Source organism: Pseudoalteromonas sp. APC 3250, assembly GCF_030407915.1.
Taxonomy (GTDB): domain Bacteria; phylum Pseudomonadota; class Gammaproteobacteria; order Enterobacterales; family Alteromonadaceae; genus Pseudoalteromonas; species Pseudoalteromonas tetraodonis.
Window position 1 is genome coordinate 398,538 of the sequence record NZ_JASDCM010000001.1, and the last position, 14,242, is coordinate 412,779.

The 14,242-nt window shown below is 40.1% G+C and carries 10 protein-coding genes; 8 read left to right on the forward strand and 2 right to left on the reverse strand.

Annotated elements, in window-relative coordinates; translation table 11 throughout:
• The first annotated feature begins 3 nt into the window (after positions 1-3).
• The 4 genes from QL986_RS01835 (at position 4) to QL986_RS01850 (ending at position 4,497) form a co-directional block, all read left to right on the forward strand.
• The gene (locus QL986_RS01835) at positions 4-552 is read left to right on the forward strand and encodes a hypothetical protein (RefSeq protein ID WP_013465141.1); all 549 of its coding nucleotides are present in this window, start codon (positions 4-6) and stop codon (positions 550-552) included.
• Positions 549-3,341: a hypothetical protein gene (locus QL986_RS01840; RefSeq protein WP_024602960.1), complete on the forward strand. Its 2,793-nt coding sequence runs from the start codon at positions 549-551 to the stop codon at positions 3,339-3,341. The genes QL986_RS01835 and QL986_RS01840 overlap by 4 nt, the downstream gene beginning before the upstream one ends.
• Before the next feature lie 104 nt (positions 3,342-3,445).
• Positions 3,446-3,997: a DUF4136 domain-containing protein gene (locus QL986_RS01845; RefSeq protein ID WP_013465143.1), complete on the forward strand. Its 552-nt coding sequence runs from the start codon at positions 3,446-3,448 to the stop codon at positions 3,995-3,997.
• Positions 3,998-4,197: 200 nt separating this feature from the next.
• The gene (locus QL986_RS01850) at positions 4,198-4,497 is read left to right on the forward strand and encodes a hypothetical protein (RefSeq protein WP_029750492.1); all 300 of its coding nucleotides are present in this window, start codon (positions 4,198-4,200) and stop codon (positions 4,495-4,497) included.
• Positions 4,498-4,892: 395 nt separating this feature from the next.
• Here the strand turns inward: QL986_RS01850 and QL986_RS01855 are convergent, their stop codons facing one another.
• Positions 4,893-5,396, reverse strand: a complete 504-nt coding sequence (locus QL986_RS01855; RefSeq protein ID WP_024602958.1) for a peptide-methionine (S)-S-oxide reductase — start codon at positions 5,394-5,396, stop codon at positions 4,893-4,895.
• A gap of 202 nt (positions 5,397-5,598) precedes the next feature.
• Here QL986_RS01855 and QL986_RS01860 point away from each other — a divergent pair, with 202 nt between their 5' ends.
• Complete coding sequence (locus tag QL986_RS01860) at positions 5,599-7,452, forward strand: TonB-dependent receptor (RefSeq protein WP_024602957.1); 1,854 nt, start codon at positions 5,599-5,601, stop codon at positions 7,450-7,452.
• 371 nt (positions 7,453-7,823) lie between these two features.
• Here the strand turns inward: QL986_RS01860 and QL986_RS01865 are convergent, their stop codons facing one another.
• A complete protein-coding gene (locus QL986_RS01865) occupies positions 7,824-8,087 on the reverse strand; it encodes a YkgJ family cysteine cluster protein (RefSeq protein WP_290191067.1) in 264 nt (87 codons plus the stop codon).
• Positions 8,088-8,258: 171 nt separating this feature from the next.
• Here QL986_RS01865 and QL986_RS01870 point away from each other — a divergent pair, with 171 nt between their 5' ends.
• The 3 genes from QL986_RS01870 to QL986_RS01880 all read left to right on the forward strand — a co-directional run bounded on the left by QL986_RS01870 (position 8,259) and on the right by QL986_RS01880 (position 14,239).
• Entirely contained in the window at positions 8,259-9,434 is a 1,176-nt protein-coding gene (locus QL986_RS01870; protein WP_024602956.1) for an efflux RND transporter periplasmic adaptor subunit, read from the forward strand.
• A gap of 3 nt (positions 9,435-9,437) precedes the next feature.
• A complete protein-coding gene (locus QL986_RS01875) occupies positions 9,438-12,611 on the forward strand; it encodes an efflux RND transporter permease subunit (RefSeq protein WP_024602955.1) in 3,174 nt (1,057 codons plus the stop codon).
• Positions 12,612-12,784: 173 nt separating this feature from the next.
• Positions 12,785-14,239, forward strand: coding sequence for a serine hydrolase (locus QL986_RS01880; RefSeq protein ID WP_024602954.1), 1,455 nt, complete (start codon positions 12,785-12,787; stop codon positions 14,237-14,239).
• Positions 14,240-14,242 lie beyond the last annotated feature (3 nt).

Consider the following 14,242-nt stretch of genomic DNA (forward strand, 5'->3'; position numbering starts at 1 on the left):
ACCATGACACAGATAAACTTAAATGAGCTTTCTCACTTACAAGCCATTAATAAAAAATTAGTCGCGGGTTACCACATTTGCGAACAAGACACGGTAATGTGGCAAGAGCTTGACCAACAAATTGAAGCCTACAGCGCCTTATTCACAGCATTAGGCCATGATTTAAAGCACGACAGTCGTGGCTTTTATTATTTTGCTAGCGATGAAAGCACCCCCAATATGGGCAAAATATCGCGCGCGATAGCGCTCACTATTTATATTTTAATCGAACACTTTGCCAACACAGGTAAAGACCCAATGCGTGCATTATTTGATGAGCCAAACGATTTAGAGCTAATGCAAACCTTGGTACAACTTAATAAACATTTATTTGATCAGCTTGAAATATTCTCGGGTTCTGATTTACGCAAAGATGTGTATTTACGCATGGTACGTTTAGGCCTTGCCCGCGAAGTGGAAGGCGGCTTTATGCTACAGGCGCCAATTCATCGCTATATTGATGCCTTAATGGAAGTAAATGAAGAAACCTTTTTAGGAGAGGACGAGGAATGAAAAACTTATACGGACTGAGTAAACTCGCCCTACTTAATACTGCAGGCTATGCAAAGTGTGTGATCCCACTTGATAAAAGTAGCTCGATTTGTGCGCCTAACAACACAGGTAAAAGCTCAGTTATTAATGCACTGCAATTTCCGCTAATTAACGATTTACGCCTTACCGAGTGGGATGGCCACGATTTAGATGAAACCCGTAAGTTTTATTTTTCATCAGATCAATCGTACATTTTATTGCAAGCCGATTTACCCCATGGCTCAGTTGTCATTGGCGTAGCAGGCTTAGGTAAAATTGCCGGTTATGCACACCAATACTTTTGCTATCAAGGCAAACTTGATTTAGCCCAGTACACCCAAGGCAATACCATTATTAAGTTTACCAAGCTGTTTAATCACTTAAAGCAGCAAGGTTACAACCCGATAGAGCTTAAAGCGCAAGAGTTAAACGCCCTACTTACTGGCGGTGCAACGCAATTTGATGGTGAGATCAATTTAAAAATGATCCCCCTTAACAACGTTCAAGACTCTGCAATATACAAAGAAATCTTTCGTCGTATTCTTAATTTACATAAATTAGGCGCAAACGACGTTAAGCGCTTTATGTTACGTGTGTTTGAACGCCACATGTCAAATTCAAAGGTCGACTTTTACGAAGTATGGCGCCGGTCGTTTGATAAAGTAAACCGCGCAAAACGTGAATTAAAAGCCCTTGAGTCAATGCAAGAGCCCATAGCCGCCCTCGAATCTATGCTTGAAAACCAAACCGTTCTTAAAGGTAAACTGGCCGCTTATGCACCAAAAATTGACCAAGCACTGATTGATTTTGATACGTATCAGGAAGAGCAACTAAGCGAGCTCAACATCGCTCTTGAAGATATTGAGCACGAAAAACACGAGTTTGAACAAAAACAAAGCCTATACGTTCAACAATCGCGCGATATAGAGCGCAAACAAACCCAAATTGAACAGTGGTTTTTAGATTACAACGCTCTTAAAAGTGAGTTTGAGCTGGTTAATAAAGCCACGCTCAAAACCAGCTTAACGCAGTTAAAAAATGACTACGAGTCGTTGTCACACTCAATAACGAGTGCACAAGGTCAAAGCCTGCACACCCTTGATTACCGCATTGGCGAAACACAAAAACAAATTAAAAGCTTAAAGTTACAACTTAAAAACTTAGAATTTAATTTATTCACTCGTATGCGTGAAGACTTATCACTGAAAGAAGTTGAAGAAATATCGCGACTATTAAACCCCGATCTTCTCTCCTTTGCTACCACCAGCAATGGCGATATCACTATTGATGATGACGATGCTTTCGGCGAATTTTTAGCGCAGCTTAGTGAAAACGTAAAAGGCGGTGTACTCACCCTGCCCGGTGCCAGTATTAAGCTTAAAAAACTCTCGCCTGTGCAAATGCAAAGCGGCGAAAACAAAGAGCAACTGAGTGCTCAATTAACCGCACTTGAGCAATCATTAAAAGAGTTTAAACAACAGCGCGAAGTGGCCGCCAATGTTGCAGATAAGCAAAAAGAAAAAGACGCGCTATACGATGAGCTTATGAGTGCTGAAAGTGCACTTAAACGCTTAGAGCAATTTGAAGTGATGCAACAATCGGTTGACGCCCAAGCAATGCTAAAAGAGCAGCTTTTAGCCGAACGCGAACAAGTTGACGACTACCTACAAGATATTCAAAAAAACAGTGGCTCAATTGCTGATAGACGCTCGTTAATTAAATCAAAACAAGCGCAAATTAATCGTCAAACAGAGCGCCTGCGCCAAGTTAAAACCGAGCGTATTGACCACACGTTAGATTTATACAGTGGTAAAGTGACACCTTACATGATTGATATAAAAATCGATTTTGATAATTTAAGCGATTTAATTCACCACTTTAACAAAGACTGCCAAGAGCTACGTAATTTCGATATAAATGTACGTAATACTTATATGCATATTTACAATGCAGGTATTACCAAATTCGATAACGAAAACGATGAGTTTAGTAAATACCAAAAACTTATTAGCGCGTTTCATAACATTGATAACGAGCGCGATGCCGTTGAGCGCCAAGGTCGCGTTGCCCTCACCGAAGTGGCCGCCACGATTAAAGGCTTACGTGAAGATTTAGACCGCCTACGCCGTGAAATGAATAGCTTTAATAAAGGCATAAGCCAGCACCGCATTTCAAACCTGCAAGCGTTTAAAATTAATATTATCCCGCGAAAAATGTTGGTAGATAGCATTGATACCATTATCAGTACATCTAACCAAATTGAACAAGGCGATACCCTGGATTTACTCAGCCAAGAGCCGTACAGCGAAAGTGCGGTAAACGACGCAAAAGATCATTTAATTAAACTCGCCTCAGACAAAGCAGGCCTGACCCTTACCGATTTATTTGATATTCGTTTTGAAGTGGTTAACCGCGCGGGCGAAACCGAGCACTTTGAAAAAATAGATTCGGCTGGTTCAAATGGTACGCGTATCACCATTAAGCTATTATGTGGCATGTTGTTTATTCGTTACTTATTAAGCGATCAGGAACAAAACTTATACCGTATACCTATTTACATAGATGAAGCGGCTGATATCGATCCGCAAAACCAAAAAGCAATTATAGAAACCGCCCTGAGCTTTGGCTTTGTGCCAATATTTGCTTCGGTTAAACCGCAAATAAGTTGTGATTATATTGTGCCAATTCGTTCAGTAAAAGACGGCGCACAAAACTGGGTAGATGAAAAAGATTGGATTGAGGTTGAACATAAAGCCTCTCTACTGGACTAAGAGTTAATTGGCTATTCATCTTAGCCAGTTACACTTATTTTTAGATTTTAAATTACCCTCGCCCATGGTAGTTTAAACAAACGCACTTTATTGGAGCAAACGGTATGAAACATATATTTATTGTCGCAGCACTGGCGCTACTTACCGCCTGTACACAAACGCCCGATTGGGATTACGATAAATCAGCAAACTTTAGTAACTACAAAACGTTTGCTTGGGTAGAAAACGCGAGCCTAACTAAAGACACGAATAACTACCAAATCAGTGGCCTTATGGAAAAACGCGTTCGCAATGCGGTAAACAACCAACTAAGCCAACAGTTAGGTATGCAATTGGTTGACGTAGCGCAAGCTGATGTACTTGTTAATTACCATGCAAGTGTTGATAAAGAGCTAGAAGTAGATACCTTTAATGTAGGCTACGGTGCACGTTGGGGTTACTGGGGCACAGGCTTTAACCACGATGTAAGCGCACGTGAGTATGAAGTAGGCACGTTAGTTATCGATATTATTGATCGTGAGTCAAACCAATTAATTTGGCGTGGTGCTAAAGATGGTCGTTTAAAGAAAAAACAAACACCATCACAACGTGAAGCCGCTATTAAAGAAACGGTTGCCAATATTTTAAGCAACTTCCCGCCTAAAGCGCAGCAATAAATTTTAATTAATATTTAAAAGCCCGTATGTTCGCGGGCTTTTTTATGGCTTAAAAACTGTTTGCCTATAATGTAATAAGTTGCGCATTAACAAGGTGATAGCTCAATGCTATAGTTACCATGTTACAGGGATAAAGCTTAATCAATAAGATGTTTAGTAAACCTAGTGTTTAAAGTTGTGAGGTAAATTAAAGGATTAAAATGAAAGAAACATGCCCAAATTGTAAAAGTAATTTTGCAGCTAAAGATATAAAAAATATTAACAAAAATAGTATTTTTATTGAAAAACAATGCCCTTCTTGTCAAACATGGTTTTGTTTGAATAAAACACTAACGATTATAAAAATTATTGGTATTTTTTTATTGTTAATAACCAGCCTATTAAATATCTTCAATATTAAGAGTGAATACAGTCTGGTTTTTTCAAGCATTGGCTTAGTAGGCATACTAATGGCAATCATTATTACTTTTTTTGGCCAAAATGAAGCAATCAAAAAATAAAAAGAAACCAAAAGTAAAATATGTAGATATAAGTAATACGAGAATGCTATTGAATCAAATCGCATTCTCTTTAGTCTTTTGGGCTTTAGGCCTTTTATCTATTTTATTTGCGATAAAGTTTATACATGATGGCTATATTCTGACCCCAACAGATTACCGGGTCGAATCTGACGTTTATTTCTTTTCAGCGTCGCCGTTTACTTATCTATTTTACCTTTTTCTTTATTTAGGAACTGGGATCTACTTTTTAGCTGTGCCCTACCTTTTTAGAGATATGTTCCCTCGAAAAAAGAAAAAGCCTAATAAATCTAAAAAAAAGCATAAACGAGGTAACAGCTAATTTTAGCTTTATTAGTTACCAGCCTTTTTTATTTAAATACGCATCAATGAAGTTGTTATTTATACTTGTGTAATAAATCAAGTGGGATATGGCAATAATCATCAGGGTGATTGGTTAAACGCTCTTGATGCTCGGGATCGCTAGGGACATAATTAGTCAATGGCGCTACTTGTACCGCTATTTTTTCAGCATCATCACGCTGGCTAATATAGTCTCTGGCGATGTTTAAATGATTACTGTCTTGGCTAAAAATGGCGGTGCGGTATTTTTCGCCTACATCGTTACCTTGTTTATTGATACTGTATGGGTCAATAATCTCAAAAAAATAGCCGATTAATTCATTTAAGGTCACTCCTTGAATATCAAAGGTTACTTTCACGCATTCGGCATAGCCATCGTATTCACCTTGTGTTGTGTTACTAGTGCCATTGGCACGCCCCGCCTCAGTAGTCACTACTCCAGGTAAATACTTCATAAATTCTTGCACGCCCCATAAGCAACCACCAGCAAAATAAAGTGTGTGCTGATTTAATGAATGGCTCGGTTGTTGTGTTTGCATAATAAAGTGACCAATGTAAATAATTTATAGGATGCAGAGTTACTATTTTGTAACGCTAGGTTTGATTATCAAATGCAGTTTTTTATCATTAATGTACAATAGCGCCCAAAATCACCCTAGCTTAGTGAGCTTACCTTATCATGTGATAAAAAGTGATAGGTATTTAATTGTTAGCGCCATTGCATAAAATGAGAATAATGATATGAATCGTGCCCCGCACCTTATTATACCGGCTGTACTAGCCAGTATTTCGACTGTTGCTTATGCAGAACAGAGTAAAGAAACAGCAACCATAGAACAAATAACAATTGAAGCGTCTCCCACTGCCAATACCTTACCCGTTGGTACATTTGATTCACCTATTTCAAATTTAGAGTACGACCCGCGTGTTGACTTGCAATCACGCAATATGGCTGAAGCACAAGCTGATGTAACGATACGCGGGGGTATTTTTGAAAATACCGGCTTTAGAGTCGGCAGTACAACTCTACTCGACCCGCAGTCTGGTCACTACTTTGCAGAAATTCCTATTGCACCACAAATGCTAACGGGTGCCAGCGTATTAACCGGAGCCGATAACGCACTTTATGGCATGAATAGCTCGGTAGGTACTGTGTCGTTTGCTTGGAAACCAATAACAACCGGTGGCAGTGTCTCTTTGGGCGCAGGCTCAAATGACTTTAACCTACAAACAATTCATGCAGGTGTGAGTACTCCAATTGAAGCAAACGCTAATTGGCGTATTGGTTTTGAAGGTGAATATTCGCACTCACAAAGTGATGGTTCAATTGATTTTGGCGATCATGACTTTACTCGTACCTCAGGTAGAGTGCAGTTAACTGGGAGCGATTCACAAACTGATTTATTTTACGGCTTACAAGAAAAGTTTTTTGGTTGGCCAAACCTTTATACCCCCTTTGGTGTAAATGAAACCGAAGACTTAGAAACCCAATTATGGATGCTCAACCATAAGCAAGCCTATGCTACCAACAGTGAATTTGAAGTATCGGCTTATTACCGCAAGCATAACGACCATTATGTTTATTCAAGAGAAAACCCAAGCGCGTTCCAAGCATTTCATGAAACACAAGTAAAATCATTGGCTATTTCAGGTCGTCATGCGCAAACAAAGTCAGTTGCGGTTAATTACTCGGCGCAATATATAGAAGACAGTATTGACTCCACCACCCTTGAAAATAACTTTACTTCACGTAACTACTTTAAGCTTAGTGTATTACCAGAATACACAACAGCACTAGCAAGCAACCAGCAACTAACGGTGCGTTTAGGGGCTGCATTTGATAACACCAGTCGTGATGACTCTGAGCTATCATTGATTGGTGATGTTAGTTTAAATACCCATAATAACGATGGCACTGAGCGTACATTGTATTTGTCGTATGCTGAGGCAAGCCAAGTAGCAGGCTACACCGCCATTGGTGGCAGCGAGACTGGTGGGTTGTTCAGAAGTAACGCTAATCTTGAGCGCGAAACCACTAAAAATTTAGAGCTGGGCTTATTGCTTGAGCAACAAAGCTGGCAGCTTAATTCCGCACTTTTTTATCGTAAAGATAACAACCTAACCGATTGGACATTTAGCTTTGATTCAAGCTCAGCGCGATTTGCACAGCCGGTTGATATTGACACCACAGGCCTTGAGTTTTTAGCCACTAAACAATTTAATAATACAGAAATTGTTGCCAGCTATACCTACTTACATAAAACAGAAACCTATGGCGCTGAAAATGTTGATGCTAGCTTTTATGCCTTAAATTTTCCTGATCATCGTGTAACGCTCGGTGCAATTTGGAACCCGACGGATAAGTTAGAGTTTCGAGTAGATAATGAATGGCGTAAACAGCATAAAAATGCCCTTCGCCGTTCAGATGACGAGGCACTATTTACTCAGCTGACGTTAAAAATAACCCCAGCTACACTGCAAAATTTCTTTATTACTTTAGCAGCGGATAATTTGTGGGATGAATCGTTTGAAGAAATCCCAGGCACGCCGGGTCGCGGTGAGCAATATACGCTGAGCGCCACGTATAGCTGGTAACAATTTAGCTCAGCGAGGGTGTATCCCACGCTGAGCGTGTTTTTTAAATTGAAATAATAAACAGACTAGCAACAAGCTGACTTAAAAATTTCATACCGCAGCTCGCCCTACTTTACGTACTCTAAAAGCCCAGCGCCTCTTCGCCCTCTTTGTACATTTATCATTAAAACCGTATGAACAAAGAGAATTGAATGAGAAGAAAATGAGAAAAACACGACTCACTAAACCAAGTGACTTTGTGTCTAAGTCACTTACTCTTAAAGCGCAGTGTCTCTTTGCACTCTCTCAGTACTACTTTTAGAAAGACAAAGTAAGTGACTACACTTTTCAAGCGTATAAATTGTAAATATATGTGTATTTAATACAATAAATTAGGTTAATTGCTCTAATTCTGTAATTAACGTTAATGCGTGTTCATTGGTTGTCCCGCATACATCTAAAGTGGCGCTAAAATCACTACACACATTAGGGCGCGACTCATCACCAAATAGCTTACATAAATTACGCTCATCCAGCTGAATACAACGTTCTCCGGCCTTTTTACCATTTGGCATACCCGGTATTGGCGAGCTAATACTTGGTGCAATACAACATGCTCCACAGCCTAAACGGCACGCCATTGATTGTGTTTTCATTATAACCTCAGTAATAAATTTTAATTATATTGTTGCTGCTTTGCATACAAACAGAGCGATTTGTTCTATTTGTAACCGCATTATGCAATGACTTGTTACATCTTCAAACACACTGTAAACACTTTATTGCGTATCATTAGTTCATCAGCACAATTTATGAAGGAATGCCCTGTGGCGACTAAAAAACAAATAATACTCCCTATCGCGGTCCTTGTTGGTGGCATCGCCCTTGCAGCGGGCTTTTCAGCAATGAAAAAACCACCAGAAGAAAAACCAGAACAAGATACTCGCCCATTGGTTGCAGCACAACCTATTCACCTTGATGCAATCACTCTCGATGTTAAATCGTACGGTATTGTGCAACCTAAAGACCGCACTGAGCTGATTGCTCAGGTAAGTGGCCAAGTTATTTCTGTTGCAGGGCAATTTGTTGAAGGTGCCTTCGTAAAGCAAGGAGATATTTTAGCACGAATTGACCCAAATGATTACGAAGCTGATTTAATTGAAGCTGAGGCTGGGCTCGCCCAAGCAAGTTCAGCGCTTGAGATAGAACGTGCTCAAGCGCATGTTGCTAAAGCTGAATGGGAACGCATTAAAGCAGACTCAAGTGATATCACCGCCTCTGCGCTTTATTTACGTAAACCGCAATTAGCAGAGAAAATGGCGCGTTATCGCTCAGCACAAGCAAGTGTAAAACGTGCTAAACGTAATTTAGAACGCACTTATATTAAAGCCCCCTACGATGCAATTATAAACGCGCGTAGCATTAGTTTGGGTTCTGTTGTAAATCCAGGTAATAGCTTTGGCTCACTCAGCGCCACTTCGGTCGCTGAAGTACGTTTACCGGTTGCCGATAAAGAGCTTCAATACTTAAATAATGGCGGTATTGGTGCAACAGTGTTATTTAGTGCGCAGTTCGCGGGCAAAGAAACCACATGGCAGGCTAAAGTGGTACGCAGTGAAGGGGTGATAGATCAAAAAAGCCGTATGAGCTACTTAGTGGCACAATTACCAACCCCATATGCTAACAAAACTCAACCATTGCGTTTTGGCTCCTATGTTAACGCTAGCATAGAAGGTCGTGCAGTTAATAACGCCATTGTTGTGCCACATCATTTAGTCAAAGAAAATAAAATTGCGATATTAAATGACGATTTAACCCTGTCGTTTAAAACTCTCAATATTATACGTGAACAAAATGGCATGGTGATCGCAGACCAAGGGCTTAATGAAGGTGAACAGCTAATTACTTCTGCCCTTGAATACCCTACCGAGGGAATGGCGGTAAAAATTGAAGACGTTGTAACAACCCCAGACGTTACTCAACTTGCATTGAAACAGGAGTAACTTATGTCTACACGTGAAAAAGGCCTAATTGCATGGTTTGCGCGCAACCCTGTTGCAGCAAATCTATTGATGATATTTATACTTATTGGTGGCATTTTAACGGCGTTTACTATTCGCAAACAAATGTTTCCACAATTTGAAAGTAACTGGATCAGTGTCTCCGCGGTATACCCTGGCGCAGCCCCGCAAGAGGTTGAGGAGGGCATTACCATAAAAGTCGAGGAGAACCTTGAGGGTATAGAGGGAATAAAGCGCCTTATCACCTACTCCAATAGAGGCTCTTCACAAGCGTGGATTGAAATAGAAGAGCAGTTTGACCCGCAAGAAGTACTCGATGAAATTAAAGTACAAGTAGATTCAATTAATACGTTTCCTGCGGGTATGGAGCGCCCTATTGTTCGTCGCGATAAATACGAACAAGAAGTAATGATACTTGCGCTTTACGGTGACATGAGTAACTACCAACTTAAAGAGCTCGGAAACGATATAAAAGACGAGCTTCAGGCACTGCCTAATATTAATTTAGTTAACTTTAATGGTGGCCTTAATTACGAAATTGGTATTGAAGTAAGCCCAGACAAACTGCGTGCTTATGGATTAACGTTTAGAGATATTGCCAGTGCAGTGCAAAGCTTTTCTGCCAATATGTCAGCTGGGCAAATTCGCTCTGAAAATGGCTATATTTCAATGCGCGTTGAAAAACAAGCCTACCGTGGTAGCGAGTTTGCAAAACTACCACTGATCACCCTTGCCGATGGCGCGCAAGTTTATTTAGGTGACGTTGCCACCATAAATGATGGCTTTGAAGAAGGCCTGCAATACTCAAAATACAATGGTAAAAACTCATTGTCGTTTGAAGTAAACGCCTCTAAAGATCAAGATATTACCGATGTTGCTAAAGTACTTAAAACCTATATGGCTGAAAAAGAATCGCAACTGCCTGCAGGTGTTAAGCTCTCTCCTATTGTTGATTTAACTTACTACCTCGAAGGTCGCCTCGATATGATGGTCGACAATATGATTTGGGGTGGCTTATTAGTTATGTTGGTATTAGCGCTGTTTTTACCATTACGTTTAGCTTTTTGGGTAATGATGGGTTTACCTGTGTCATTTTTAGGTGCCTTTTTGTTTATGCCAATTGGCTTTTTAGATGTCACCATTAATTTAGCCTCGTTATTTGCCTTTATACTGGTGCTTGGGATAGTGGTTGATGACGCCATTGTTGTGGGCGAATCTGCTAGTGCTGAAATAGAAAAACACGGCCATACACTCGATAACGTAGTACGCGGCGTAAAGCGCGTGGCAATGCCAGCCACATTTGGCGTACTTACCACTATTGCGGCATTTTTACCGCAAACTCTTGCCACAGGCCCTGGTGCGGCTTTTTCTAAAGCCATTGGTGGGGTGATTATTTTATGTTTAATTTTCTCACTGATTGAATCAAAACTTATTTTACCAGCACATATTGCAGCAATGAAAGACCGTAAACCAAATCCAAAAAACCCGCTTCACCGTGCACGTAAAGTAATGGATAACGGCCTAAAAAGTTTTGTTGATAACTACTACACCCCGTTTGTTGGTCGCTGCATTCATTATCGCTATACCGTAATTGTCGGTTTTATGTGTTTACTGATTGTCAGTGCGGGAATGTTTGCCGGTGGTTTAGTTAAATTTGTGCCTAATCCTAAAATACCGCACGATTTTCCTCGCATTGATATAGAAATGAACTTAGCGTCTTCTGAGCAAGCAACGCTTGAGACAGCTAAAAAAGTAGAGCAGCTAATACTGAGCGTTGATAACCAGCTCAAAGAGCAATACGGTAAACCGATGATCCGCGATTTATCAGTTAGCTTACGTGGGCGAACGCAAGCAAACATTATGGCTATTTTAGTTGAACCCGACCTGCGCCCTATTGATACCTTTGCACTGAGTGCCTTATGGCGCGAACAAATGCCTAACTTACCGGGTGTTAAAACCCTAACCATTCAAGACAGTATTATGAACGGGGGTCGAGACGATGGCGATGTAAGCTTTAAACTCGAAGGTAAAAATGCACAAGTACTTAAAGAAGTTGCTGGTAAGCTTAAAACCAAGTTGCAAAGTATGGAAGGCGTAGGCGATGTTAATGACTCAATGCAAAGCGCTACCGATGAAGTACAGCTAGATTTAAAACCACTTGCTTACAGTATGGGCTTAACCCTTGCTGATGTGGCCTCTCAAGTAAGCTTTAGCTATTACGGTCTTGAAGCACAACGTATTCTTCGCGAAGGTGAAGAAATTAAAGTGATGATCCGCTACCCAGAAGATGAGCGTAACTCAATCAGTGATATCGACAGCGTACGTATTATCACCCCAACAGGCGCTGAAGTACCATTAAGTGAAGTTGCTAATATTTCATTAGTTGATGGGGTTAATCGTATTCGCCGTGAAAATTCAAAACGTACAGTAAACGTGTGGGCTGCGGTAAATACTGACCAAGTAGAACCCTTTGCCATTGCACAACAAATTCGTGATGAGTACTTACCTTCATTACTTAAAAACTACCCAGGGGTACAAAGTAATGTGGCTGGTCGTATTCAAGAGGAAATGGATAGCGCTGATGAGCAATTACGTGACTTTGCGCTATCGATGATCATAATTTTTGCATTATTGGCTATTCCTCTGCGCTCTTACTCGCAACCATTAATTATTATGTCGGTCATTCCATTTGGTGTGGTTGGCGCCATGTTTGGCCACATGGTACTAGGTATGACCATGAGCAGCTTATCGATGTTTGGCATTATTGCGGTAGCCGGTGTGGTGGTTAATGATTCACTTGTTATGGTGGATTTTGTAAACAAAGCCCGTGCAGAAGGTGTGGCAATAAAAGAAGCGGTAATGCAAGCCGGAGCGCGTCGCTTTAGAGCGATATTACTAACCTCTGTTACTACTTTTATTGGCGTAATGCCCATTATTATGGAAACCAGTTTACAAGCAAAAATTGTAATACCTATGGCCGTATCACTCGCCTTTGGTGTGCTGTTTGCCACAGTAATTACGCTTATTCTTATACCGTGTCAGTACGTTGCGCTTGAAGATTTGAAACGAGTGATACGTAAATTTCGAGGTAAAGAGTCGACTTCGGATACGAAACTGAGTAATACCATAATGGTAGATAAAACCACCCCTTCTCACTAATAAATTTGTTATCCCAACCAACAAGCCCGAGCTATTTACAACTCGGGCTTTTTATTGCAAAAAATAAAAAAAAACAAGCTGAACACAAAATTGCAACACGAAATAAGTTTACTTTTCATACTAACCACGCTAAAAATTCATTTTAAAACAAACAATAATAATTAAGGAAAATTATGAGTCACAAGACTAGAGTTTGGCTAACTCAATTATTAGCTATGAGTGTACTTTTTATATCTACAATAAGCTTAGCCGCTAATAAAGCCACAGAAATTGATTCTTTCATACAAGGCTTTCATGAGTTAAAACAATTTAATGGTAACGTGTTAGTTGCCAAACACGGCGAAGTTATTTTTGAAAAAAGCTATGGTTACGCAAACTTTGAATGGGATATTAAAAACACATCACAGACCAAGTTTCGAATAGGCTCTATTACAAAGCAATTTACAGCCCTACTCATTCTACAATTGGTTCAACAAAACAAAATACAGCTCGATGCCCCCTTAAGCACTTACCTACCCGGCTATCGTAAAGATATTGGCGATAAAATTACCATTCGCCAAATCCTTAACCATACTTCAGGCCTAAGTAATTATACTCATGCAAAAGCATTTAGAGATGATTACAGCCGCAACCCTTACAGCGTTGATGAGTTTATAACGCTGTTATGTAGTGATGATTTATTATTTGAGCCCGGTACACAATTTCGCTACAGCAATTCAGGCTACTTTATTTTAGGTGCCGTGATTGAAAAGGTCACTCAACAAACATACCAAGACGTACTGCAGCAGAACATTTTTACCCCGCTGAATATGCACAACAGCGGTTATGACTCTCATGAAAAGCTGCTCAAGCAACGTGCATCTGGTTATAACAATAACTTAGACGGTTACACTAATGCCGATTATCTAGATATGTCTATTCCCTATGCCGCGGGGTCTCTCTATTCAACCGCCCGCGATCTCGTAAAATGGGACCAAGCACTTTATACAAATAAGCTAATAAATGAAGAGCTAAAAAAGCAAATGTATACCGTATCGCAGCAGCGTAATTACGCATTTGGCTGGGAAGTTAATCAATTAAGTGCTTATAAATATGGCAAACCACTAACACAAGTACAACATGGTGGAGGTATAGATGGATTTAATGCATTTATTAGTCGTATATTGGAAGATCAGCTACTTATCGTGATTTTAAATAACACTGGCGGAGCTCCGCTCACGCCTATGACGAAAGGCTTAACCAATATTGTTTATGGTAAATCTTACGAGGTAGCAACCGAAAATGTTGATAGCATGCTGTTTCAGGCAATAAAAAGTGGTGGCATTAGTGAGTTAAATAAGAAATACGCAGAATTGGTCTCTAGTGGCGATACTCCTCGCGAGCGCTCAATTAATTATTTTGGCTATGAACTACTCGAAATGAAGATGATAAAAGAAGCCATTGCTGTATTTAAACTCAATGTGCAAACAAATCCAGACTCTGCGAATGCCCACGACAGTTTAGCGGAAGCATATTTAGCTGATGGTAACATTGCAAAGTCACTTGAGTTTTATCAACAAACTTTAGAGCTCGACCCTACGAGTGAAAATGCATCCCAGGCAATTAAAACACTCAGCAGCAAACTTTAAATC

Coding starts and splice junctions, on each gene's coding strand:
- QL986_RS01840 (WP_024602960.1), top strand. CDS start 549: ATGAAAAACTTATACGGACTGAGTAAACTCGCCCTACTTAATACTGCA.
- QL986_RS01860 (WP_024602957.1), top strand. CDS start 5,599: ATGAATCGTGCCCCGCACCTTATTATACCGGCTGTACTAGCCAGTATT.
- QL986_RS01835 (WP_013465141.1), top strand. CDS start 4: ATGACACAGATAAACTTAAATGAGCTTTCTCACTTACAAGCCATTAAT.
- QL986_RS01845 (WP_013465143.1), top strand. CDS start 3,446: ATGAAACATATATTTATTGTCGCAGCACTGGCGCTACTTACCGCCTGT.
- QL986_RS01865 (WP_290191067.1), bottom strand. CDS start 8,087: ATGAAAACACAATCAATGGCGTGCCGTTTAGGCTGTGGAGCATGTTGT.
- QL986_RS01875 (WP_024602955.1), top strand. CDS start 9,438: ATGTCTACACGTGAAAAAGGCCTAATTGCATGGTTTGCGCGCAACCCT.
- QL986_RS01855 (WP_024602958.1), bottom strand. CDS start 5,396: ATGCAAACACAACAACCGAGCCATTCATTAAATCAGCACACACTTTAT.
- QL986_RS01880 (WP_024602954.1), top strand. CDS start 12,785: ATGAGTCACAAGACTAGAGTTTGGCTAACTCAATTATTAGCTATGAGT.
- QL986_RS01850 (WP_029750492.1), top strand. CDS start 4,198: ATGAAAGAAACATGCCCAAATTGTAAAAGTAATTTTGCAGCTAAAGAT.